This is a genomic window from Streptomyces sp. SID5464 (assembly GCF_009862985.1).
GTDB classification, from domain to species: Bacteria; Actinomycetota; Actinomycetes; order Streptomycetales; family Streptomycetaceae; genus Streptomyces; species Streptomyces chartreusis_D.
Genome location: NZ_WWIQ01000072.1, coordinates 95,284 through 117,154 on the forward strand (window position 1 = coordinate 95,284; position 21,871 = coordinate 117,154).

General features: G+C 73.9%; 22 protein-coding genes. 10 read left to right on the forward strand and 12 right to left on the reverse strand.

Annotated features, from left to right (window positions below; all coding sequences use genetic code 11):
* Positions 1 to 11: 11 nt before the first annotated feature.
* Both GTY47_RS34245 and GTY47_RS34250 read right to left on the reverse strand, forming a co-directional pair.
* Positions 12 to 464, reverse strand: coding sequence for a monovalent cation/H+ antiporter complex subunit F (locus tag GTY47_RS34245; RefSeq protein ID WP_010040638.1), 453 nt, complete (start codon positions 462 to 464; stop codon positions 12 to 14).
* On the reverse strand, positions 461 to 643 hold the full coding sequence (locus GTY47_RS34250) for a hypothetical protein (protein WP_010040639.1): 183 nt from the start codon (positions 641 to 643) through the stop codon (positions 461 to 463). The genes GTY47_RS34245 and GTY47_RS34250 overlap by 4 nt, the downstream gene beginning before the upstream one ends.
* 207 nt (positions 644 to 850) lie before the next feature.
* Here GTY47_RS34250 and GTY47_RS34255 point away from each other — a divergent pair, with 207 nt between their 5' ends.
* Positions 851 to 1,396 carry a VanZ family protein gene (locus tag GTY47_RS34255; protein WP_010040640.1) on the forward strand — a complete coding sequence of 182 codons (546 nt, stop codon included), beginning with the start codon at positions 851 to 853 and terminating at the stop codon, positions 1,394 to 1,396.
* Positions 1,397 to 1,487: 91 nt separating this feature from the next.
* On the opposite strand, the gene GTY47_RS34260 is transcribed toward GTY47_RS34255, so the two are convergent.
* Positions 1,488 to 1,724: a hypothetical protein gene (locus GTY47_RS34260; RefSeq protein WP_029181226.1), complete on the reverse strand. Its 237-nt coding sequence runs from the start codon at positions 1,722 to 1,724 to the stop codon at positions 1,488 to 1,490.
* A gap of 66 nt (positions 1,725 to 1,790) precedes the next feature.
* On the reverse strand, positions 1,791 to 2,600 hold the full coding sequence (locus GTY47_RS34265) for an SDR family oxidoreductase (RefSeq protein ID WP_010040642.1): 810 nt from the start codon (positions 2,598 to 2,600) through the stop codon (positions 1,791 to 1,793).
* Positions 2,601 to 2,723: 123 nt separating this feature from the next.
* Here GTY47_RS34265 and GTY47_RS34270 point away from each other — a divergent pair, with 123 nt between their 5' ends.
* The 4 genes from GTY47_RS34270 (at position 2,724) to GTY47_RS34285 (ending at position 7,135) form a co-directional block, all read left to right on the forward strand.
* Positions 2,724 to 3,764, forward strand: coding sequence for a PHP domain-containing protein (locus GTY47_RS34270; protein ID WP_010040645.1), 1,041 nt, complete (start codon positions 2,724 to 2,726; stop codon positions 3,762 to 3,764).
* A gap of 41 nt (positions 3,765 to 3,805) precedes the next feature.
* A complete protein-coding gene (locus GTY47_RS34275; RefSeq protein ID WP_010040648.1) occupies positions 3,806 to 4,471 on the forward strand; it encodes an HAD family hydrolase in 666 nt (221 codons plus the stop codon).
* A gap of 154 nt (positions 4,472 to 4,625) precedes the next feature.
* Positions 4,626 to 5,804, forward strand: coding sequence for an aromatic acid exporter family protein (locus GTY47_RS34280; protein WP_040903320.1), 1,179 nt, complete (start codon positions 4,626 to 4,628; stop codon positions 5,802 to 5,804).
* A 302-nt stretch (positions 5,805 to 6,106) separates the two neighbouring features.
* A complete protein-coding gene (locus GTY47_RS34285) occupies positions 6,107 to 7,135 on the forward strand; it encodes an SDR family oxidoreductase (protein ID WP_029181229.1) in 1,029 nt (342 codons plus the stop codon).
* 126 nt (positions 7,136 to 7,261) lie between these two features.
* Here GTY47_RS34285 and GTY47_RS34290 read toward each other — a convergent pair whose 3' ends face one another.
* The 4 genes from GTY47_RS34290 to GTY47_RS34305 form a co-directional block, all read right to left on the reverse strand.
* Entirely contained in the window at positions 7,262 to 7,546 is a 285-nt protein-coding gene (locus GTY47_RS34290) for a hypothetical protein (protein ID WP_010040657.1), read from the reverse strand.
* A 61-nt stretch (positions 7,547 to 7,607) separates the two neighbouring features.
* Positions 7,608 to 8,897 carry an ROK family transcriptional regulator gene (locus GTY47_RS34295; RefSeq protein ID WP_010040658.1) on the reverse strand — a complete coding sequence of 430 codons (1,290 nt, stop codon included), beginning with the start codon at positions 8,895 to 8,897 and terminating at the stop codon, positions 7,608 to 7,610.
* 92 nt (positions 8,898 to 8,989) lie between these two features.
* Positions 8,990 to 9,964: an aminoglycoside phosphotransferase family protein gene (locus GTY47_RS34300; RefSeq protein ID WP_040903309.1), complete on the reverse strand. Its 975-nt coding sequence runs from the start codon at positions 9,962 to 9,964 to the stop codon at positions 8,990 to 8,992.
* Between the two features lie 30 nt (positions 9,965 to 9,994).
* The gene (locus GTY47_RS34305; RefSeq protein ID WP_010040662.1) at positions 9,995 to 13,177 is read right to left on the reverse strand and encodes a cytochrome P450; all 3,183 of its coding nucleotides are present in this window, start codon (positions 13,175 to 13,177) and stop codon (positions 9,995 to 9,997) included.
* Between the two features lie 152 nt (positions 13,178 to 13,329).
* On the opposite strand from GTY47_RS34305, the gene GTY47_RS34310 reads away from it, so the two are divergent.
* The gene (locus GTY47_RS34310) at positions 13,330 to 13,974 is read left to right on the forward strand and encodes a PAS domain S-box protein (RefSeq protein ID WP_010040664.1); all 645 of its coding nucleotides are present in this window, start codon (positions 13,330 to 13,332) and stop codon (positions 13,972 to 13,974) included.
* Here the strand turns inward: GTY47_RS34310 and GTY47_RS34315 are convergent.
* The gene (locus GTY47_RS34315; protein ID WP_040903310.1) at positions 13,914 to 14,828 is read right to left on the reverse strand and encodes a DUF3626 domain-containing protein; all 915 of its coding nucleotides are present in this window, start codon (positions 14,826 to 14,828) and stop codon (positions 13,914 to 13,916) included. The two genes, GTY47_RS34310 and GTY47_RS34315, sit on opposite strands and share 61 nt — an antisense overlap.
* 81 nt (positions 14,829 to 14,909) lie before the next feature.
* On the opposite strand from GTY47_RS34315, the gene GTY47_RS34320 reads away from it, so the two are divergent.
* From GTY47_RS34320 to GTY47_RS34330, 3 genes are all read left to right on the forward strand, one after another.
* On the forward strand, positions 14,910 to 15,404 hold the full coding sequence (locus tag GTY47_RS34320) for an FBP domain-containing protein (RefSeq protein ID WP_010040670.1): 495 nt from the start codon (positions 14,910 to 14,912) through the stop codon (positions 15,402 to 15,404).
* Positions 15,405 to 15,490: 86 nt separating this feature from the next.
* Complete coding sequence (locus GTY47_RS34325) at positions 15,491 to 16,744, forward strand: FUSC family protein (RefSeq protein ID WP_010040671.1); 1,254 nt, start codon at positions 15,491 to 15,493, stop codon at positions 16,742 to 16,744.
* A 118-nt stretch (positions 16,745 to 16,862) separates the two neighbouring features.
* The gene (locus GTY47_RS34330) at positions 16,863 to 18,059 is read left to right on the forward strand and encodes a lactonase family protein (protein WP_029181230.1); all 1,197 of its coding nucleotides are present in this window, start codon (positions 16,863 to 16,865) and stop codon (positions 18,057 to 18,059) included.
* Here the strand turns inward: GTY47_RS34330 and GTY47_RS34335 are convergent.
* Both GTY47_RS34335 and GTY47_RS34340 read right to left on the reverse strand, forming a co-directional pair.
* Positions 18,027 to 18,758: a DUF2470 domain-containing protein gene (locus tag GTY47_RS34335; RefSeq protein WP_010040676.1), complete on the reverse strand. Its 732-nt coding sequence runs from the start codon at positions 18,756 to 18,758 to the stop codon at positions 18,027 to 18,029. The genes GTY47_RS34330 and GTY47_RS34335 overlap by 33 nt on opposite strands.
* 85 nt (positions 18,759 to 18,843) lie before the next feature.
* Positions 18,844 to 19,452: a TetR/AcrR family transcriptional regulator gene (locus GTY47_RS34340; RefSeq protein WP_010040678.1), complete on the reverse strand. Its 609-nt coding sequence runs from the start codon at positions 19,450 to 19,452 to the stop codon at positions 18,844 to 18,846.
* Positions 19,453 to 19,561: 109 nt separating this feature from the next.
* Here GTY47_RS34340 and GTY47_RS34345 point away from each other — a divergent pair, with 109 nt between their 5' ends.
* A complete protein-coding gene (locus tag GTY47_RS34345; RefSeq protein ID WP_010040680.1) occupies positions 19,562 to 21,058 on the forward strand; it encodes a cytochrome P450 in 1,497 nt (498 codons plus the stop codon).
* Here the strand turns inward: GTY47_RS34345 and GTY47_RS34350 are convergent.
* The gene (locus GTY47_RS34350; protein WP_010040682.1) at positions 21,020 to 21,862 is read right to left on the reverse strand and encodes a pentapeptide repeat-containing protein; all 843 of its coding nucleotides are present in this window, start codon (positions 21,860 to 21,862) and stop codon (positions 21,020 to 21,022) included. The two genes, GTY47_RS34345 and GTY47_RS34350, sit on opposite strands and share 39 nt — an antisense overlap.
* Positions 21,863 to 21,871: the final 9 nt, after the last annotated feature.

The window sequence follows — 21,871 nt, forward strand, 5'->3', positions numbered from 1 at the left end:
CCTGTTCGGCGCTACTCATGGCGTGTCCCTCCGGCCATGCCGGTCAGCGCCCGTGATGCGACGAGGTTGCCGCCGATCAGCAGGGCGCCGGTCACCAGGAGCTTCGCCATCGCCCGGCCCGGCCCGGTGACCGCGCACAGGGCCAGCACGACCACGGCCCCGAGGCCGGCCGCCGCCCAGGTCGCGCCCCGGGCACGGGCCGGGTCCTCGGCCAGTTCCCCGGCGAGCAGCCGGGCGAAGACGAGCGTGCCGACCGGGCCGAGCAGGGCGAGGACCAGGGCGAGATCGACGTAGGAGGGGCGGTCGTAGCCCTGGGCGAGGAGCAGCAGGCCCGGGCAGGCCACCGCGGTGGACAGGTTCTGGGCGACGACCCGGCGCCGCAGCGGTCCGGTGGAGACGCCCCACAGGGCCGCCGCCAGGCCGGCGGCGAGGGTGAGCGTCGCGGCGAGGATCCAGCCGTTCACCGTCCGGCCACCGCCCGTCGCGCGGCCCGCGCCGCGAGCGCCCCCAGGAGGGCCGCGCCCGCGCCGACCGCGAGTTCCAGCGGGTCGACGGTGGTGACGAACACCAGCCACAGCGCGGTGAGCGCGGCCCACCAGAGCGGTACCTCGGCCGCGGCGAGGAGCGTCGTACGCCGGTTCACGCGCCACCTCCACGGGGGCTGATCGTTGTGGCGGTCATCCAAGCACCGCCCCGGCTGCGGGACGTGACGGCGCGCGGCGGCTCCCAGCCCGGAGTGCCCCGGCGGACGGCGGGGAAACCGTGGCCGGGAACAGCCCTCGGCGGCATCGTCGGCGCGCCCGTGGGTAACCGGCTTATCACGCAGGGAAGTTGAAGACTGGAGGAGACAATGGCCGGTGCAGCCTCACGTCCCCGTACGGCCGGCTCCGGCCGCGAGCGACGCCGGCTGCCGCTGCCCGTCCGGCTGCTGGCGATGCTGTGTGCGTTCACGTTCATGGTGGCCTTCGCCGTGGTGCTGGCCCGGCTGACGCTTCAGCCCTCGCCCGCGTCGGAGGCGCTGACCCACACCAATCTGCATCCGGGCCGCTCGCTGAAGGCCTATCTCGACCAGCCGGAACTGCGGGACGCCGTCCGGCAGATCGGCGGCAACATCCTGCTGGGCGTCCCCTTCGGCGTGCTCGTGCCCGTCGTCGCCCCGCGCACCCGCGGCATCCTGCGCGTGCTGCTGCTGACCGCCGTGGTGATGCTGCTGGTGGAGTTCGCCCAGGGCGCGCTGGTCACCGGCCGCGCCTTCGACATCGACGACGTCATCCTGAACACCGCGGGCGCGCTGATCGGTTACCTGCTCCTGGGGCGCCGGCTGAGCCGCGCGGTCCATGCGCGCGGGCCCCGTGGCGGCCGGGCCGGGAAGAAGCCGGCGCCCGGGCGGTCCTAGGGCCTGTCCGACCATTCCCACTCGTCGCCCGGAGGGCGGCCTCGCGGCGTCAGGCCCGGTACCCGGTCGACCTGGTGCACCCGGTCAGGCCCTAGTGCACGGTCCAGGTGAACTTGTCGCCGCCGACCCAGCGGACCACGTCCGGATCGTCCAGGTCGTGGACCGTGATGCCGAACGCGGCGGCGGCCGCCAGGACGTCGGTGAGGGCCTTGGCCTCCCCGACCACCTGGCCGTCGATCTGCACGATCCGGAACGGCGGTGTGCCCGGCTGCACCCCGAGCACCATGATCCGCGGGTGGGATATGTACGGGCTCGCGCTTTCGGTCATGCATCGAGCCTAGAACGCAACCGGCGGTAGCGCGGGTTCAGCGACCGGACGGTCCGGCCGGCCCGCTCAGGGACGGCGCCAGTCGTCGCTCGTCAGGTGCGAGCCGGCCTGCGGGCCCATGCGGAGCATGCCGCCGTCGACGCTCCAGGAGGCGCCGGTGACGTACGAGGCGTCGGGGCCGGCGAGGAAGGCGACGACGGCGGCGACCTCGCGGGCGTCGCCGGGCCGTCCCAGCGGCACGCCGGGGCGGCTCTCGGTGTGCGGGTCGGTGTCCTCCTGCCCGGTCATGGGCGTGGCGATCTCGCCCGGTGCGACGGCGTTGACGGTGATGCGGTACTCCGCGAGTTCGAGCGCCATGACCTGCGTGAGCAGGCCGAGACCGCCCTTGGCCGCGCAGTACGGGGCGGCGCCCACGCGCGGCTGGTGCTCGTGGACGGACGTGACGTTGACGATCCGCCCGCCGTCGCCCTGCCGGATCATCTGCCGGGCCGCCTTCTGCCCGCACAGGAACGGCCCGACCAGATCGACGTCCAGGACCTCGCGCACGTCGGACAGCTCCAGGTCGAGGAAGGGCGTCATGGTGCCGGTGCCGGCGTTGTTGACCAGCACGTCGAGACGGCCGAGGCGCTCGCACAGCTCGTCGACGGTGTCGGCGGCCTCGGGCAGCCGGGTGAGGTCCATCCGGGCGACCTCGGCCCGTCGCCCGTGCGCCCGGACCTCCTCGGCCGTCTCCTGCGCCCCCTTGTGGTCGCTGTGCCAGGTGATGCCGACGTCCATGCCCGCCCGGGCCAGCCGTACGGCGGTGGCCCTGCCGATGCCGGAGTCGGCGCCGGTGATCAGGGCGACCTTGCTGGGTGGCGCGGTGGGGTCGGACATGGCGGGCCTCCTCGTGGGCGCGTTCGGGACGAGGCGTCGCAGTACCCGGGTGGGTACCGGGCAAACCGCGCGCCCGCCGTGCGGCCCGCGGGGCGCTGGGGAACCCTTGAGGTGGAGGTGGCGATGGATCCCGTCGAGGCACTGGACCGGATCGCCTTCCTGCTGGAGCGGTCCCTGGCGCCGACGTACCGCGTGCGCGCCTTCCGTACGGCGTCCCGGGTGCTGAAGGAGTTGGGCGAGGACGAAGTGCGCCGGCGGGCGGACGCCGGGTCGCTGGAGTCGCTCAAGGGGGTCGGCCCGAAGACCGCGCAGGTGGTGCGGGAGGCCCTGGCCGGTGAGGTGCCGGGCTATCTGCGGAAACTGGAGGGCGAGGCGAAGGAGCCGCCGGCCGTACGGGGCGGCGAGCGGCTGCGGGCGCTGCTGCGCGGCGACTGCCATCTGCACTCCGACTGGTCGGACGGCGGCAGCCCGATCGAGGAGATGGGCCGGGCCGCGGCGGCGCTGGGGCACGAGTGGGCGGCGCTGACCGACCACTCGCCGCGTCTGACGGTGGCGCGCGGGCTGTCGGCCGAGCGGCTGCGGGAGCAGCTGGACGTGGTGGCGGAGCTGAACGAGACCTGGGCGCCGTTCCGGCTGCTGACCGGCATCGAGTGCGACATCCTCGAGGACGGCTCGCTCGACCAGGAGCCGGAGCTGCTGGACCGGCTCGACGTCGTGGTGGTGTCGGTGCACTCCAAGCTGCGCATGGACGCCCGGTCGATGACCCGGCGGATGGTGGCCGCCGTCCGTGATCCGCATGCGGACGTGCTCGGGCACTGCACGGGGCGGCTGCTGACCGGGCGGGGGCGGCCCGAGTCGGAGTTCGACGCGGACGAGGTGTTCGCGGCGTGCGCGCAGACGGGCACGGCCCTGGAGATCAACAGCCGGCCGGAGCGGCTCGACCCGCCGCGGCGGCTGCTGCGCCGGGCCGTGGACGCGGGGGTGCTGTTCTCCGTCGACACCGACGCGCACGCGCCGGGGCAGCTGGACTGGCAGATCAACGGGTGCGCGCGGGCGGAGGAGTGCGGGGTGCCGCCGGAGCGTGTGGTGACGACGTGGTCCCTCGAGGAGGTGCTGGCCTGGACCCGTGAGCGGCGGGTGCCGTCCGGCGTGGCGGGCGGCTGAGGTGGTACCCGGGCGAGCCGAAAGAGGAAGGGATCGCAGACATGGCAGAGGCGCAACGGGCGGCCGTGTTCGACGTCGACGGCACGCTGGTCGACACCAACCACCTGCACGTCGTGACGTGGTGGGAGGCCTTCCGGCAGGCGGGCCACGACGTGCCGATGCACGCCGTCCACAGGGCCGTGGGCCTGGCCTCCACCGACCTCGTCGCGCACCTGCTCGGCGAGGACCGGGACACGGACCAGGACGCGGGGATCAGCGCCGCGCACAAGGCGCTGTACGGGCAGTACTTCGACCGGCTGCCGGCGCTGCCGGAGGCGGGGGCACTGCTGCGGCGGCTGCACCGGGACGGCTGGACGGTGGTGCTGGCCACCTCGGCGGGCGGCGCGGAGCTGAGCGCGCTGCGCCGGGCGATCGACGCGGACGAGGCCATCACCGCCACCGCCAGCGCCGACGACGTGGACGCGGGCAAGCCCGCGCCCGAGCCGGTCGAGCACGCCCTGGGCCTGGCCGGGGTGCCGGCGGAGCGGGCGGTCTTCGTCGGCGACACCGTGTGGGACATGCGGGCGGGCAGCCGCGCCGGGGTGCGCTGTGTGGGCGTCCTGTGCGGCGGCATCCCGCGCACCGACCTGGAGAAGTCCGGCGCGGACGCGATCTACGCCGACCCCGCACACCTTCTGGCGTCCCTGCGGGACAGTCCGCTGGCATGAGGCGGCGTGAAACCCCCGGTCCCGCGGATACTCGCTGCGCATGGACGAAGCCGCAGCAACGAACGACACCCGCCCCTCCGGGCCGACGGCCCGGGAGCCGCGGCCCCGCAGCGTGACGGACGGCCGGGCGGCCGCAGACGCGTTCCGTGAGCGTATGGGCGAGCTCGGGCAGGAGGCCCGCGCCACGCGACCACTGGATGCCGTGCGGCGGGAGGCGCGGACGGCCGTGGAGGCCGTGCGGGCCGCCTGGCGCGGGCCCGGACGGGAGCGGGACCTGGTCGTCCAGTCGCTGAAGGCCGCCGCGGCGGCGGTGATCGCCTGGCTGGTGGGCGGCGTCTGGATGGGCGACCCGCTGGCGCTGATGGCACCGTGGGTCGCGCTGGTGCTGGTGCAGGCCACCGTCTTCAGCTCGCTGGTGCAGGGCGCACGCCAGTTCGGGGCGATCTGCGTCGGCACCGTGCTGGCCTCGGCGACGCTGGCCCTCACCGGCGACACGACGGGCGCGCTCGCCCTGTCCGTCCCGGTGCTGATGCTGCTGTCGAACTGGCCTCGCTTCGGCGACCAGGGCATCTACGCGGCGACCACGGCCCTGTTCACCCTCACCGCGGGCACCGTGAGCATGTCCGGTGTCGGGCACCGGGTGGGGCAGGCGGCGCTCGGCGCCGTCATCGGCGTCGCCGTCAACGCGCTCGTCCTCCCGCCGATCCATCTGCGGGACGTCCGGGAGAACCTGGCGACCCTCGCCCGGGAATCGGGCGACATCCTGCGCTCCGTCGCCGCGGACCTGCACGAGGGCGACTGGGACGCGCAGACCGCCGCCGGCTGGCTCAACGCCTCGGCACGGCTGGACCGCCGTCTGGAGGCGCTGCGCTCGGCGCGCCGCTGGAGCCAGGAGAGCCTGCGCCTGACCTACGGCCCGCTGCGCGCCCTCCACCGCGTTCCGCACATGCCCCTGCCGCCACCGGACGAGGACGAACGCCTGGGCCGCGTCACCGGGCAGGTCACCACCCTGACCCGGGCGCTGGCGGTGGCCGTGGACGACAAGCGCACGCCCGCCCCGCCCGAGGGCCCGGCCCTGCACTCGTACGCGGACCTGCTGGACCTGCTCGGGGACGCCTGCCACACGGAGGCCGACCGCTTCCTCAACGGCAGCGTGGACCGCCGCCGGGACGACGAGAAGGAGAACAGGATGCGGGAGCTGCACCGGCAGTTGCAGGAACGGCTGCGGGAGCACGCCGGGCAGGGAGCCGAGCACACGGCGGTGCTCGGCACGCTGCTGCTCCAGGCCGAGAACCTGTGGGCCGAGATCCTCCCGGAGCACGCGGAGCGGTGACACACATCACCGCGACAGAGGTCCGGAGCCGGAACACCCAGAAGTGGTTCCCCGTTGAACAACACGTGGGTGCGGATGGGACAGTGTCCCCGGGCCTCACCATTCGCCCACAGGGACGATCGTTCGGCTGAAGCCCTGTGGAGCCCTTCGCCGAGAGGCGACCGCCATCCGTGCCCACCCCTTGGGCCGCCCCGGCCGTGATTCCCCCGTCCGGCCGGGGCTTTCCTCTGCCCACGTGCGATCGGCGCGACCCGGGTACTCGGTCATCTGCCGAGGACGGTCGCGGCCGAGAGGAGCACATGGTGAGCAGCGGAACAGGCATGAGGATCGTCGTCACGGGCGCCACCGGCAACGTGGGCACCAGCGTGGTGCGCCTCCTCTCGGAGGATCCGGAGGTCGCCTCCGTGCTGGGCCTGGCCCGGCGGCTGCCCGATTGGTCGCCGCCGAAGACGGACTGGTCGGCGGTCGATCTGGCGTCCGAGGAGTCCGATCTGGCCGAGCAGTTCCAGGGCGCCGACGCGGTGGTCCATCTGGCCTGGGCGTTCCAGCCGACGCACGACCCGGCGGCGACCTGGCGCACCAATGTGCTCGGCAGCATGCGGGTGTTCGAGGCGGTGGCCGCCGCGGGCGTGCCGGCGCTGGTGCACGCCTCGTCGGTCGGCGCGTACTCGCCGGGCCCGAAGGACCGGGCGGTGGACGAGTCGTGGCCGACGCACGGCTGGCCGGATGCCGCGTACTGCCGGGAGAAGGCCTATCTGGAGCGCGCGCTGGACACGTTCGAGCGCGACCACCCCGAGACGCGGGTGGTGCGGATGCGGCCCGCCTTCCTCTTCAAGCGGGAGTCCGCGAGCGAGCAGCGCCGGATCTTCGGCGGGCGTTTCCTGCCCGGCCCGCTGGCCCGCCCGGAGCTGCTGCCCTTCCTGCCCGACATACCGGGGCTGCGGGTGCAGGCGCTGCACACGGACGACGCGGCGAACGCGTACCGGCTGGCCGTGCGCTCCGACGCCAGGGGCGCCTTCAATCTGGCGGCCGAGCAGTCGGTCGACGCGCAGGTGCTGGGTGAGATGCTCGGTGCGCGCCCGGTACGGCTGCCGCGCACCGCGGCCCGTTCGGCGATCGCCGCCGCCTGGGGCCTGCACCTGCTGCCCGCCTCCCCGCACCTGTTCGACGCGGTGCTGCGGCTGCCCCTGATGGACTGCACGCGTGCGCGTGCGGAACTCGGCTGGCGGCCGGAGCACACGGCGACGGAGGTGCTGGAGGAGTTCCTCAAGGGTCTTCAGCAGGGTGCGGGCGCACGTACGGAACCGATGCGGGGACGCAAGGTGGGCTGACCGCAGGTCCTCCACAGGTGCTCCCGCGGGAGAGCCCATGGCCACCAGGACGACCGATGGCCGCAGCCGGCCCCCACAGTCGGCTGCGGCCATCGGCGCTCACGCCGCCGGAGCGCTCAACGGCGCTCAGGCGGAGGACTCGTCCGGCACCGGGTGCTCCGGGTGGACGGTGCCCGAGCGCGGTTCTCCCTGCCGTCCCGTCCCCGCTTCGTCCGTGTCGGGGACATCGTCGGCGGGTTCGCCGGCCCCGTCCTCGGCCTCGTTCCCGTCGTCCTTCCGGTCCTCGCCGGTGCCCGTGAAGCGCGGGGCGACCTCCCACGGGTCCTCGCCGGCGTCTGCCTGCTGGTCCGGCATGTCCCGCGGCACGGGCTCACCGTTCTCGCCGGGTCCTTCGAGGCGGTGGTCGGTCACGGCGTGCTCCCTTCACTGGTCCGGGCGCCACGCGAGTACCTCCGCGGTGACCTGAGAAACCTCAGCGCGGTGCCCGCTCCTGAAGCGCCGTGCGCCAGGCGGGGAGCGGACCGTCCGGTGCCGGATCGGGGTGCCGGCCGCCGCGCGCGAAGAAGTCGGCGAGCGGCAGGATCGCGGCGCCGACCGTGACAGCGTCGGGCCCGAGCCGGCCCAGATCGATGGTCACCTTCTCGGCCGGGTGGCGCAGCGCGTACGACATGGCGTGGCGGCGTACGGCGGGCAGGAAGCGGGAGCCGAGCGCCAGGCCCGCCCAGCCGCCGATGAGGATGCGCTCCGGCTGGAAGAGGTTGATCAGGTCGGAAAGGCCCGCGCCGAGGTACTCGGCGGTCTCCTCCAGAACGGCCAGCGCCACCGGGTCGGCCGGACCGTCGCCGGACGGGTGGGCCGCGGCGAGCATCGCGGTGAGCGCGGCCTCCTCGTCGATGCCGTCCGGAACCCGGCCGCCCTCCTCCCGCCAGCGTGCGATGAGTGACTCGGCTCCCGCGTACGCCTCCAGGCAGCCGAGGGCACCGCACCGGCAGCGGCGGCCCCGGACCCGTACGGTCAGGTGCCCCCATTCGACCGCCCGGCCCTGTTCCACGTCGGGGGTGACGAGGCTGGCGCCGACGCCGGAGCCGAAGAGGACCACGACGGCGTTGCGGGCGCCGCGTCCGGCACCGAACCACATCTCGGCCTGGCCGAGCGTCTTGGCTCCGTTGTCGATGACGTACGGGACGGTGTCCGGCAGGGGCGAGCCGGTGCGGAGCAGGGCCTCGAGCGGGACGGTGTCCCAGCCGATGGTCTGCCCGTGGACGAGCGTGCCGCGGTCGGGGGTGCGTTCGACGATGCCGGGGACGCCGATGCCGACGCCGAGGAGCCGCTCGGGTGCGAGGCCGGCGGTGTCGAGCACCTCGGCGATGCCGTGGCGGATGTGGTCGACGATGACCTCGACCTCGTACGTCTGCGCCGTGAGCGGGTGCTCGGCGCGGGCGAGCTCGGTGAGCGTGAGGTCGAACAGTTCGACGCGCACCCGGGTCTCTCCGACGTCGACGCCGATCATGTGGCCACTGCCGGGCGCGACACGCAGCAGGGTGCGGGGGCGGCCCCCGTCGGAGTCGACGCTGCCGGCCTCCTCGACCAGTCCGTCGGCCACCAGGTCGGCGACGACGTTGCTGACGGAACCGGAGCTCAGCCCGGTCGCCGGGCCGAGCTCGAAGCGGCTGAGCGGCCCGTCGAAGTAGAGCCGTTGCAGCACGGCCGTGCGGTTGGCCCGTCTGAGATCGCGTACCGTGCGCCCGTTCCGCCCCGCCATGTGGCTCCTTCCGGCCCCCTGTCCGACCTGCAACATACCGTCGGGGACGGGCTCGGCGCGATATTCCTCCACCCCTTATTTCATGATGTGAGCTAACTGACGGACCGGGAGGCCTCCTCGATCTCGTCCAGAGCGGCGAGCAGTTCCGGAGCGACCGCCTCCTGCACCCAGCGCTCGTGTTCCTCTCCGACCTCGCGCGGAATCGTCTCGGTGAGCATGATCAGGTACAGGTAGGCGCGGTACAGGGCCAGCCGGAGGCGGGCCGGGGTGTCGAAGCGGGCCCGGCCGCCCACCTCCCGGTAACCCGCCAGGAACGCCTCGTCCCGCTTGATGTCGCCCAGCAGCGCCAGGGAGACGAAGTCGGCCAGGGGGTCGCCCCAGAACATGCGCTCCCCGTCGATGAGGCCGCCGATGCGGGCGTCGCCGCCCGAGCGGTCGACCAGGATGTTGCCCCGCCACAGGTCGAAGTGCACGAGGCACGGGACGGTGACCTCGTCGAGGGCGCCGTAGGCGTACCGGGCGGTACGGGCCACCGCGTCGACGGGGCGGGGCAGCCGCGCCCCGTAGCGCCGGGCGTCGTCGAGTACGGCGTCGAACATCGTCGTGAACGCGGTCCGCCAGTCGGGGGCGAGCGGGCCGAGGGCGCCGGAGGGATAGCCGAAGCCGGTGCCCGTCACGCGGTGCAGCCGGGCCGTCTGGCGTCCCAGCTCCGAGCGCAGTGCGGTCTGTTCCGCGTCGGTGAGCGTGCCGTCCCACGGGTCGCCCGGGCAAGCCGTCATCAGCAGGAAGTCGTCCCCCATGGACACCAGCCGCGGTGCGGGGACTCCGGCATCGGCGGCCGAGTCGTAGAACTCGGCCTCCGAGACGAGGAGCCGGCGCTCGTGCCGGAGGCCGGGGGTGGCCGCGGCGGGCGGGATCTTCAGCACGTAGCGGGTGCCGTCGGTGAGGCGGAGTTCCTCGACGGTGTTGTACGTGCCGCCGGTCAGCGGGGCGAGGTGGGCGAGGCGGCCCGGATCCAGGCCCGCCGCCTGCAGGATGTGCCGGGCCCGTTCCCAGGAGTCCACCACCGTGTGCCCACCCCTCCCCTTCGCCTTCGGTCAGCCGGCCGCGTACACGTCCTCGACGTAACGCCCGTCCGCGACCAGCCCGTCGAGCCACCGCTCGGCGGCCGTCCCGTCGGCGCCCGGCGTCTGCTTGCGGTACAGGGTACGGAACACCTCCCGCACCCCGGGCGCCATCCGCGAACCGTCACCGCAGACGTACACCCGCGCTCCGGCGCCCAGCAGGGCCCAGACCTCCTCGGCCTCGGCGGCGATGCGGTGCTGCACGAACCGCACCTCGCCCTCGGGGGCCTCGCTGAAGGCGGGGCGCAGCGAGACGGCTCCGGCGGTCTCGGCGGCGCGCAGTTCGTCGGCGTGCAGGAAGTCGGCGTCGGGCGCGTCGCAGCCGAAGTAGCAGACGGCCGGGGAGAGTTCGGCGCCTGCCGCGAGGGCCGCCGTACGGTCGGCGATGGCGCCGCGGAACGGGGCGAGGCCGGTGCCCGCCGAGACCATGACGATCGGTGCGGATCCGCCGGTGGCGTCGATGCGGAAGGCCTCCCGGCACGGCTGCACGCGCGCGTACACCGTGTCGCCGGGTTCGACGGTGGCCAGGTAGCCGGATCCTGTGCCCCGGTACAGGCCCTTGCCGGAGCGCGAGGGCGCCTCCAGCAGCGAGACCATCAGGTCGACGTGACGGGGGTCGGCGGCGGGCGAGGAGGAGATGGAGTAGTGGCGGGGGCGCAGCGGGGTGAGGAGGTCGAGGAGCTGCGGCCAGGCCAGGGCGCCGCGCAGGGCCGGGTGGTCCTCGATGATCTCCACGAGGGTGCGCGGGTCGTCGGTGAGGGCGGCCAGGGCGGTGCGCTCCGGCGGGCACGGGTTGGCGGCGGCGAGCGCGGCCAGCTGCCCGGCGCTGGGGCGCTCCTGCAACTCCACGTGGTGGGTGAGGAGCTGCCGTACCGTCACGGGGCGGTCGACGGCGATCGCGTCGCGGCGCGGGCGCGTGGCGCGGATGTCCAGGACCGTGTCGAGGTCGGCGCCGAGCGCGGCGGCGGCGCGGGTGACGAGGTCCGGGTGGTTGGCGGGCAGCACGGCGAGGTGGTCGGCCGTGCGGTAGGTGACGCCGTCCGGAAGCGCGATGCGGAGGAACCGCTTGCGGCGCGCGTAGCCGGGCGCGGTGAGGTCGTGGGCCTCGGTGACCCGCATGGGGACGAGCTCGTGCCGCTCGGCGAGGGCGTCCAGCGGGCCGCCGGTCAGGGCGCGGACCTCGTAGGCGGCCGTGGGCTCGGGCTCCGGGGTCGTGGCGTCCGGGTCGCCGTACCGCTCCAGCAGGGCGACGCGGAGGGCCGCCGTGAACTCCCGGACGGTACCGGTGAGGTCGCCGGAGGCGTCGGCGGCGGCTCGGTCGAGGAGCCGGGCGGCGCCGGATTCCGCGAGCCGCTCGTCGATCCGTGTGGGGACGTGCTGGTAGGTCGCGGCCCAGTTGCGGTCGCCGACGCCGAGGACGGCGTACGTCACGCCGGACAGGTCGTGGGTCTCCTCCAGCCGGGCGGTGAAGGCGGTGGCGTCGTCGGTGGGGCGGCCGTTGTAGGAGGCGGCCGTGATGACGACGGGCCGGTCGGTGGGCAGGCCGCCCGCGTGGGCGTCCAGGGGCGCCACCTGGGTCTCGCAGCCGACGGCGGCGGCCTCGTCGGCGAGTTGGGCCGCGAGGTCGCGGCAGGTGCCGTAGTTGCTTCCGTGCAGGAAGAGGGCGGCGGTGCCGGGACGGACGCGCGCGGGCAGGCCCTGCGGTTCGGCCGACCGGGAGTCCTGGACCGGGGCGGCGCCGGGCAGCGGCGCGTGGACACGGTCCGCGGTCGTGCGCGGGGTGAGCGTGAGGGTGAAGCCCTCGGGCTTGAGGGTGAGGGTCTCCTTGACGTGGAGCCGGTAGTCGGCGTGGTCGCTCAGCCGGTAGCGGTGGACGAGCATGGCCAGCAGCATGGTCGCCTCGTGCAGGGCGAACTGCCGTCCGATGCAGGCGCGCTCACCGGTGCCGAACGGCTTGAAGGCGTGAACCGGGCGCTCGGCCTCCGCCTCGGCCGTGAAGCGGGACGGGTCGAACAGCTCGGGGTTGTCGCCCCAGACGGGCCCGCGGTGCAGCATCGGCGTGAGCACCAGGGCGGACTGCCCGGCGCGCAGCGGGACGCGGCCGCCGAGCAGCGTGTCCTCGCGGGCCTCCCGGGCGAAGACGGCGGCCGTGGGCCACAGCCGGAGCGCCTCGTTGAGGACCTGGCGGGTGTAGGTGAGCCGGCCGATCTCGTCGTACCCCGGTTCGGGGTCTGCCCGGTCGCCCCACAGCTCGTCGACCTCGCGCTGCACCAGCTGGAGCGCGGTCGGGTGCTTGGCGAGGTAGTACAGGGCGAAGGACATGGCGCCGGAGGTGGTCTCGTGGCCGGCGATCAGGAAGGTGATGACCTGGTTGCGGATGTTGGCGGCGTCGAGCGTGGTGCCGTCGGCGGGGTGCTCGGCGGTGAGCATGAGGCCGAGCAGGTCGTCGGCCTGGCTCTGGTCGGTGCCGGTGCGGGCGGCGATGACGTCGTCGACGACCCGGGCGAGATAGGCGGAGTCGTCGCGGAAGGCCGCGTCCGCCGCCGAGTAGTCCCGGCCCGGGACGCGGGCGAGGCGGGTCATGCTCCACTCCAGGCAGCGGACCATCGACTCGACGAAGGGGTGCGGCTCGGAGCGCTCGAAGGAGCCGAAGTCGTAGCCGAACCCGGCCAGTCCGATGGTGTCGAGCGTCATGCGGGTCATGTCGCCGGGCACGTCGACGGGCCGTCCGGCGCGGGCGTCGCGGTCCCAGGACGCGATGAGCCGGCGGGCCACCTTCAGCATCACGGGGTGGTAGGTCCGCATCGAGCCGAGCGCGAAGGCGGGCATGAGGATGTCGTGCGCCTTGGCCCAGTTGGGCTCGTCGTTGTACGCGGTGAACAGGCCGTCGGCGGCGAACTCGCGGACGTTCTCCAGGCCGGGTCCGATGTGCTTGGCGAACCGCTGCTCGTCCGCGAGTTCGGCCACGAGGTCCAGGTCGCCCACGAACAGGGTGTCGCGTCCGTACAGCCGCCGCACGAACACCGGCCCGTGCTCGCGCATCAGGTCCATGGCCTGCTGGACGGGCGCGTCGCCGGGTCCGGTGCCGGAGATGTCGGCGACGGGGACGCCGGGGAGGCCGTCTGCGGGCCGGGGGGTCTGTGCGGTGGGGCGCATGACGCGACAACTGCCTTTCGCGGTACGGAAGTACTGCGATCCAGCGTGATCCACGGGACCCTGCGGGCTGTGCCGCGGCCCTGCATGATTGTGTAGTACAAGCAGACGCGTCGCTCTTGCGCGGGGCGGCCCGGACGTGGCAGGAGAAGCTCGTGGACCAGGCCCGGCAGGAGGCCGTGACATGGCGCAACCGCGCCCTGCTCCTCTTCGACCGGGTCGCGATGCCGGTCGCGGTGTGCGATGTGTACGGCGCGGTGCTGCTGGCCAATCCGGCGATGGCCGCGGAGTGCGGTACGACGCCGGGGCGGCTGCGCGGCCGTGACGTACTGGACCTGTTCAGTCCGCGGGAGGCCACGCAGGTGGAGCGCATCGCCGAGGCACTGCGCCTGCGGCACCGCTCGCGCTACCAGGTGTCGGTGCGCTGGCGGGCACCCGGCGGCGCGGAGCGGTACGGGGAGTTGACGGCGGACCCGGTGAGCGACACGGTGGAGGACACGCCGGCGCTGCTGGTGATGCTGCGCGTGGACGGCGAGCGCGCCCCCTCCCCCGCCCCGCCCGCCGGACAGGCCCGGGTCACCCCCATGGAGGCGCGCATCCTGGCCCTGCTGGCCGCCGGCGCCACCACGGCCCGGGCAGCCCGCGAGACCGGCCTCACCACCGACGGCGTCACCTACCACCTGCGCCGCCTGTCGTCCCGCTGGCACGCCGCCAACCGCACCCAACTGGTGGCCCGGGCCTATGCGCTGGGGGTGCTCGCACCGGGGGTCTGGCCGCCGCAGGCAACCTCCGCGGAGTAGGCCGTGCCCGCTCCCTCCGGCGCGCCGAAGCGGGCGAGGGTGTGCCACACCTTCTTCAGGTCCTGAAGTCCGTACCGACCCGTCCGGGCGGCGTCGCCGATGGCCCGCGGGTCGACCAGGCCGTCCCGGGCGATCCGGGCGCCCAGTTCGGCGTACTCCCGGCCGCGGTAGTCGGCGTTGCGCCGCAGTCCGGCCACCGTGATCCGGTAGCCGGGGTGCCACTCGACGGGGCAGGGCAGCCGCCGGGCCGCGGCCTCGACCGGTGTGCCGCGGTAGCAGGCGTCCAGCACCAGTGCGTCCACGTCCCGGGCCAGGTCGACGCCGCCGTGCACGTGCGCCTCGATGTAGTCGTCGAGGGCGTCCCGCTCGTCCGCCTCCGCCAGCGCGATGAGCGACATGCCGGTCGCCACGCCGAAGTCGGTCGGCTCCGCGGCGCTGTCGGGGTAGCAGAACGTGGCGCGGTTCAGGGCGCCGGCGCGCAGCCGGAAGTGCGAGGAGCCGAAGCGCGGCGCCGCGCCGACCACCTGCCTGCGGAAGTTCAGGGCGCCGTACACGGGCCGCTCGTGAGCGGCCGCCTCGTCGTACGCCCCGCCGAAGATCCGGCTCTCCCAGCGCCACCGGTCACCGCCGGGACGGGCCGTGAGGCCGCCGTTGCTGGTGCCGGTGACGAACTGCGAGTGGTAGGCGCCGTCCCGGCCGAGCGCCACGAGGACGGGCACCTCGCCCGCCGACCGGTCCGGATGGAAGTTCAGCGTGATCCGCACGTCCGGATCGACGGCGGGCCCCGACGAGCCGCCCGCCACATGGCGCAGCGCCGCCCGGGCCCGAACCGACGCGACCTCAGGAAAATCCACTGGCTCCCCTTCGCCGTTGCTTCTAACCTGACACGAAACCTAGGACCCCTAGGTTTCAGTACGACGACCAGGAGCCCTCCCATGAGATCACTCACCGAACCGGACATCCGCAACTCGTTTGTCAACTGCTCCAAGGGAGAGGCCAAGCGTCTGACCGTCCCCCGGGACCTCGCCGAACGACCCTGGGACGATCTCGACTTTCTCGGGTGGCGGGATCCCGGGGCGCCAGACCGGAGTTATCTGGTCACCGAGCGCGAGGGGCGGCTCGTCGGGCTGGCGATGCGGTTCCAGGCCGCGCAGCGGGGCTTCCTGCAGCGCAGCATGTGTTCGCTGTGCCTGACGACGCACCCCCGGGGCGGTGTGTCGCTGATGACCGCACGGAAGGCGGGAGCGGCCGGACGCGAGGGCAACTCCGTCGGGGCGTACATGTGCACCGACCTCGCCTGCTCGCTCTACCTGCGCGGGAAGAAGGTGCCGGAGAACGGGACCCGCTTCGACGAGAGCCTCACCGTTCAGGAGCAGATCGAGCGGACCCGGGGCCATCTGGCCGCCTTCCTCGACAAGGTGTACGCCTGAGGCCCTCGGTCGCCCGTGGTTTCCCTCGGCGCTAACGTCCTTCATGAACGCGTTCGATGCGCCAGGGGAAGGGGAACAGCCCGAGGATGCGAGAGGTACGTGAGTGGACGGCGCACGCCAGGCGGATCCTGCACAAGCGCCGGGACCCGGTGGTCGTCCAGACGCTGCGGTCCGCGACCGCGGCGACGATCGCGTACGTCATCGCGCTGCGGCTGAGCCCCGAGCCGGCACCGCTCACCGCTCCCCTGACGGCGCTGCTGGTCGTCCAGGTGACCCTGTACGCCACGCTCACCAACGGCTTCCGGCGGGTGAACGCCGTGGTGACCGGCGTCCTCGTCGCGATCGCGTTCAGCCTTCTGGTGGGCCTGACCTGGTGGAGCCTGGCGCTGCTCCTCGTGGCGTCGCTGGCCGTGGGCCGGCTGGTCCGGGTGGAGGAGTACGTACCCGAGGTCGCGATCAGCGCGATGCTGGTGCTCGGGGTCACGACCGTCGGGGACACCGCCTGGGCCCGGGTGGTGGAGACGCTGATCGGCGCGGTCGTCGGGCTCGGCTGCAATCTGCTGCTGGCTCCGCCGGTGTGGGTGGAGGAGGCGGGAGAGTCGATCGAGGGGCTGGCGCGCCGGCTGCGGCAGCTGATGCTGCGCATGGGCGAGGAGGCCGTCGGCGGCACGCCCCCGCACCGCGCGGCGGAGCGGCTGCACGAGGCGCGGCGCCTGGACCACGACATCGTCGAGGTCGACGCGGCGCTCCGGCAGGCGGAGGACAGCCTGCGGCTCAACCCGCGCGTGCGGGAGGGCCTGCTGCACCGAGTGGTGCTGCGCACCGGCCTGGACACGCTGGAGATCTGCACGGTCGTCCTGCGGGTGCTCGCGCGCTCCTTCACCGACCTCGCGAAGGAGCGCGAGCCGGAGCCGCTGTTCGAGGCCGAGACGGGCGCCGCGCTGGAGCAACTGATGTCCGAGATCGCCGACGCCGTGGTGAGTTTCGCGGTGCTGGTGACCACCCATCTCAGTGCGAGCGCCGAGTCGGCGGAGGAACGTCTCACCGCGGAACTGCGCACCGCGGCGGGCACCCGCGACAAGCTGGCCCTGCTGCTGCGCGAGGAGGCCGAGCGCGAGACGGAGCACTGGCAGTTGCTCGGCGCCGTCCTGACGGAGGTCAACCGGATCCTCGACGAGCTCGACACCGAGCACCGCACCCGGCGCCTGTTCGAGGAACTGGACCGTGTGTCGCGGGAGCAGCGCGTGCGGATGCCGCGTCTGACGCGGCTGCGGGAGCGCCTCGGCGTTCAGGAGCAGATGTGGCGGGACCGTACGGGGGTCGGCGGGCGTTTTCGCTGATTGACCACCTGGAGCGGGTTGCACGGCGCGCAACGCTCGGTGCCGTTGTTGCACGCGGTGGGTGAACCACGCCAAGGTGGCTGTCGCGACGGGGACGAGTGACGACCTGAGGGGCGACATGGGCAGTGGTGGCTGGAGCAGACGCCGGTTCGTCGGCGCACTGGCGGGCGGAGCCGCCGCGGCAGGGCTGCCCGCCTGTGACGACGCGCCCGCGCCTGCGGGCCCGACGAGCCCGACAACCCCCGAGGCGAGCGTGAGCCCCTCCCGCGAGGCCCGTCGCCCGTCCGGCCCGCGCCCGCTCTACATCGGGACGTACACCTCCGTCGAGGGCGGCGGCAAGGGCATCGGCCTGGCCACGTACGACGCGGCGACGGGCCGGATCAGCGGCACGGGCACGCTCACCGGCGTCGGCGACCCGTCGTACCTCGCGATCCACCCGGACCACCGCACGCTGTACGCGGTGAACGAGCGCGAGGACGGCGCAGTGACGGCCGTCCGGCTGTCCGACCGGAAGGTCCTGGGCAGCCGTAGCACCGGCGGCGCGGCCCCCTGCCATCTGTCGGTGCATCCGGGCGGGCGCTGGCTGTTCAGTGCGAACTACGGCTCGGGCAGCGTGGCGGTGCATCCCATCGACACCTCGGGCGCCCTCGGCGAGCGGACCGACCTCGTCCGGCACTCCCGTCCGGCGCCGGGGCCGGGCCAGGAGGGTCCGCACGCCCACCAGATCTTCACCAGCCCCGACGGCGGGCACGTGCTCGCCGTGGACCTGGGCACGGACACCGTCTACTCGTACCGGCTCGACGAGAAGGCCGGGACGCTCACCGAGGTCGCCCAGGCGCAGACCCGGCCGGGCGCCGGCCCGCGCCACCTGACGTTCCACCCCGGCGGCCGGTACGCCTATCTCGCCGACGAGGTCGACAACACGGTGGCGGTCTGCTCGTACGACCCCGCCTCCGGCCGCGTCACGGTCGGCGAGGCGCAGTCCACGGGCACGGGTTCCGGCACCAACTACCCGGCGCAGATCCTGGTGACCCCGAACGGCCGTTACGCCTTTCTCGCCAACCGTGGGCACAACAGCCTCACGCGCTACGCCGTCGAGGCGGACGGCGCCCGGCTCAGGCTGCTGGACACCGTGCCGGTGGGCGGGGACTTCCCGCGCCAGATCGCCCTCTCGCCGGAGGGCACGCTGCTGTTCGCGGCGAACCAGAAGTCCGGCACGGTGACGGTCTTCCGCGTGGACGAGGCGAGCGGCGCGCTGCGGCGCACCGCCGAACCGTTTCCGTCACCGGTCGCCGTCTGCGCGCTGCCGCTGTAGGGCCCGCGGGCAGGACGCGGCGGTCGCCTGGCCGAGCAGGACGTGCATGCGCTCGGTGAGCTGCCCGACGTCGTCGGCGGGCGCGTGGAACGCGAGGCGTACGTCGCCGTGGGCGCGGGTGCGTTCGATGCGCAGCGTCAGTCCGTGCCGGTCGACGGCGAGGGGCTGGACGCGGACCGCGCCGTGCAGGCTGTCGGCGGCGACGAGCCGGGTGAGCCGCTCGACCGCGTCCGCGTGGCAGTCGGCGAGGTGCGTCAGCAGCCGGGCCTCGGCCGCGCCGAGCGGGTCGGGCGTCGCGGCGGCGAAGTCGTCGAGGTCCACGACCACCGCCCCGGACGGCTGGCGCAGCACCACGCGCGTGGCCCGGAAGGCCAGCCGGCCCTCCTCCTCGACGGTGAACCAGCCCGCGAGCCACAGCCGGGCGCGGATCCGGTCGCGCACGGGGACGGGCGCCACGTCGGCGAACTCCAGCACCGCGGACGGCTCGCCGCGGGGCGCGCAGATCGCGGCCGCGAGCAGGGCGCTGTCCCCGGGCACGTCCACCAGCACCCGGCCGTCCTCGGTCACCGTGTGCGCGCCGGCCAGTTCCTCCCGCGTGCCTTCCGCGGTCACCGAGCAGGACCACGCGGCAGCGAGCACCGAGCGCGCCCGCTCCGCGGCGGCGGGGGCCGCCGTCCAGCCGTGGCTGTCGTCACCCATCCCAGACCTCCTTAGGTAAGCCTTGCCTAACCTACCGAAAATCGGGGCGTGCGCCAACCACGTCACGTGATCTTTACGAGGCCTTTCAGGGAGTGAGGACGCCCAGCAGGGCGCGCGCGCACAGCTCACGCACCTGATCCCGGCTCAACTCCGTGCCGCGCAGCCACTCCAGGCAGACGGACGTGGTGAACGCCAGCCAGCCGCGCACCGCGAGCCGCACCTCCGGCCGCTCTTCACAGGCCGGGCCGAACTCGGGGTCCGCGGCCAGGCCCGCGAGGATCTGCCGCTCCTGCGCGGCCAGCGCCCGCTGGTAGACCCGCCGCACCGCCTGGTCCCCGGCCGCGTCGGCGCGGTGGAAGGCGCGGTAGCCGTGGGCGTGGGTCCGGACGTACTCCAGGAACGTGTCGAGGCCGCCCGCGAGCTGCTCGCGCACCGGCACGCCGGGCACCGCCGCCGTCATGCGCAGCATCCGCTCGCTCTCGCGCTCGACGACCGCCGCGAAGAAGTCCCGCTTGGTCGGGAAGTAGTGGTACAGCAGCCCGCGCGACACCCCGGCGATCTCGGCGACCTGCTCGATCCACACGTCGTCGTACGGACTCTCCGAGAACAGCCGCGCCCCGACCGACAGAAGCTGCTCCCGGCGCTCCTCGGTGCTGAGCCGGCGGCGCGTGCGCCCGCTCTGGTTCGCGGCCATGCCCGCACTTTACTTGACGCCGGTTCAACAACGGGACCACACTGAACCGCGCTATTGAACCCATGTACAACACGTGCGAACGCGCCGTTGGATCAAGGGAGATCGCGTCATGCCGCAGGCGCCGAAACGGGACGGGCTGCCCCAGGGGTTCCGGAGTGCCGAGCTGGGCTGGCCGGAACTTGACCGCATTCCCCATCCGCCGCACCGGATCCCGCTGCTCGGTGACGTGGTGGGCGTGAACCGGAGCACCCCCCTCCAGGACTCGCTGCGGTACGCCCGCCGGCTGGGTCCGGTCTTCCGCCGCAAGGCCTTCGGCAAGGAGTTCGTGTTCGTGTGGGGCGCCCGGCACGCGGCCGACCTCGCGGACGAGTCGCGGTTCGCCAAGCACGTGGGGCTGGGCATAGCGAACCTGCGGCCGGTCGCCGGGGACGGCCTGTTCACGGCGTACAACCACGAGCCGAACTGGCAGTTGGCCCACGACGTGCTCGCCCCGGGGTTCAGCCGCGAGGCGATGGCCGGTTACCACCCGATGATGCTGGCCGTCGCGGGGCAGCTGACGGAGCACTGGGACCGGGCGGCGGCGACGGGCCGGGCGGTGGACGTGCCCGGCGACATGACCAAACTGACGCTGGAGACGATCGCGCGCACCGGCTTCGGGCACGACTTCGGGTCGTTCGAACGTTCCCGGCCGCATCCCTTCGTGACCGCGATGGTCGGCACGCTGACGTACGCGCAGCGGCTCAACACGGTGCCCTTCCCGCTGGCTCCGCTGCTGCTGCGCAGCGCGAGCCGCCGCAACGCGGCCGACATCGCCCACCTCAACCGCACGGTCGACGAGCTGGTCCGCGCCCGGCGCGCCTCCGGCCGCGGGGACGGGGACCTGCTCGACCGGATGCTGGAGACGGCCCACCCCGAGACCGGGGAGCGGCTGGAGCCGCAGAACGTCCGCCGTCAGGTCATCACCTTCCTCGTCGCCGGCCACGAGACGACGTCCGGCGCGCTCTCCTTCGCACTGCACTACCTCTCCCGCCACCCCGAGGTCGCGGCCCGGGCCCGCGCCGAGGTGGACCGGGTGTGGGGCGACGCGGCGGTACCCGCCTACGAGCAGGTGGCCAGGCTGCGCTACGTCCGCCGGGTGCTGGACGAGTCGCTGCGGCTGTGGCCCACCGCGCCCGCCTTCGCGCGGGAGGCGCGGGAGGACACCGTGCTGGCCGGGGAGCATCCCATGCGGCGCGGGGCGTGGGCGCTGGTGCTGACGCCGATGCTGCACCGGGACCCCGAGGTGTGGGGCGCGGACGCCGAGCGGTTCGACCCGGACCGCTTCGACGCGCAGGCCGTGCGGAACCGGGCCCCGCACAGCTTCAAGCCGTTCGGGACCGGGGCGCGGGCCTGCATCGGGCGCCAGTTCGCCCTGCACGAGGCGACGCTGGTGCTCGGCCTGCTGCTGCGCCGCTACGAGCTGCGGCCCGACCCGGCGTACCGGCTGCGCGTGACGGAGCGGCTGACGCTGATGCCGGAGGGACTGCGGCTGCACCCGGAGCGCCGGACGCCGGTGCGGGAGCCGGCCTCAGACCTGCGCTGTCCAGTGCCCGGGCCGGGAGACTGACGCGGGCAGCCGGGTCCCGGCACTCCCCCGGGCCGCGTTCAGCTGCGGCTGGGTGAGGAAGAACGCCCCGGTCAGGTCGGCGTCGGTGAGGTCCGTGTCGCGCAGGTCGGCACCGATCAGGTCCGCGCCCCGCAGGTCCGCGCCCGTGAGGTCGGCGGCGATGAGGTAGGCGCCGCGCAGGTCGGCGCCGCGCAGGTCGGCTCCCTTGAGTCGGGCGCCCATGAGGTCCGCGCCCCGGCGGTTCTTCTTACGGCCCTTGGTGCCGGCCCGGGCCAGCTCGCTCGTCCGCAGCAGCAGGACGTTGACCTCCTGACGGTGCGCCGCCACGTCCAGCGCGGCGAGCTCCTCGGGGGCCAGCCGGGTCAGCTCCTCGGTCTTCTCCAGGGACCCCCGCAGCTCGGCGTGGACGGGACGGGCGGCGGGCAGGGCGAGCGCCTCGGTCAGGTACCAGAGCAGCTCGTGCAACTGGCGTACGACCGGGAAGACGTCGAACATGCGGCGGGCGTGCTCCAGCGGCCCGGACCTCCAGTCCTGACCGCCGAAGGTGATCTGCGAGACCCGCTGGCCGGCACCGAAGCAGTCGTAGACCGTGCAGCCGGTGAACCCCTTCTGCCGCAGCCGGGCGTGGATGCCGCAGCGGTGGTCGCCCTGCAGGTTGCGGCAGGGCGTGCCGGCGTCCTTGTCGACGGCGAAGTCGGCCGAGGCCGCGAACGGCAGGGCGACGCAGCACAGCCCGAAGCACCGCTCGCAGTCGCCGCGCAGTTCCGCCCGCGCGGCCTGGTGATCTCGCATGGCGTTCAGCATACGAAACGA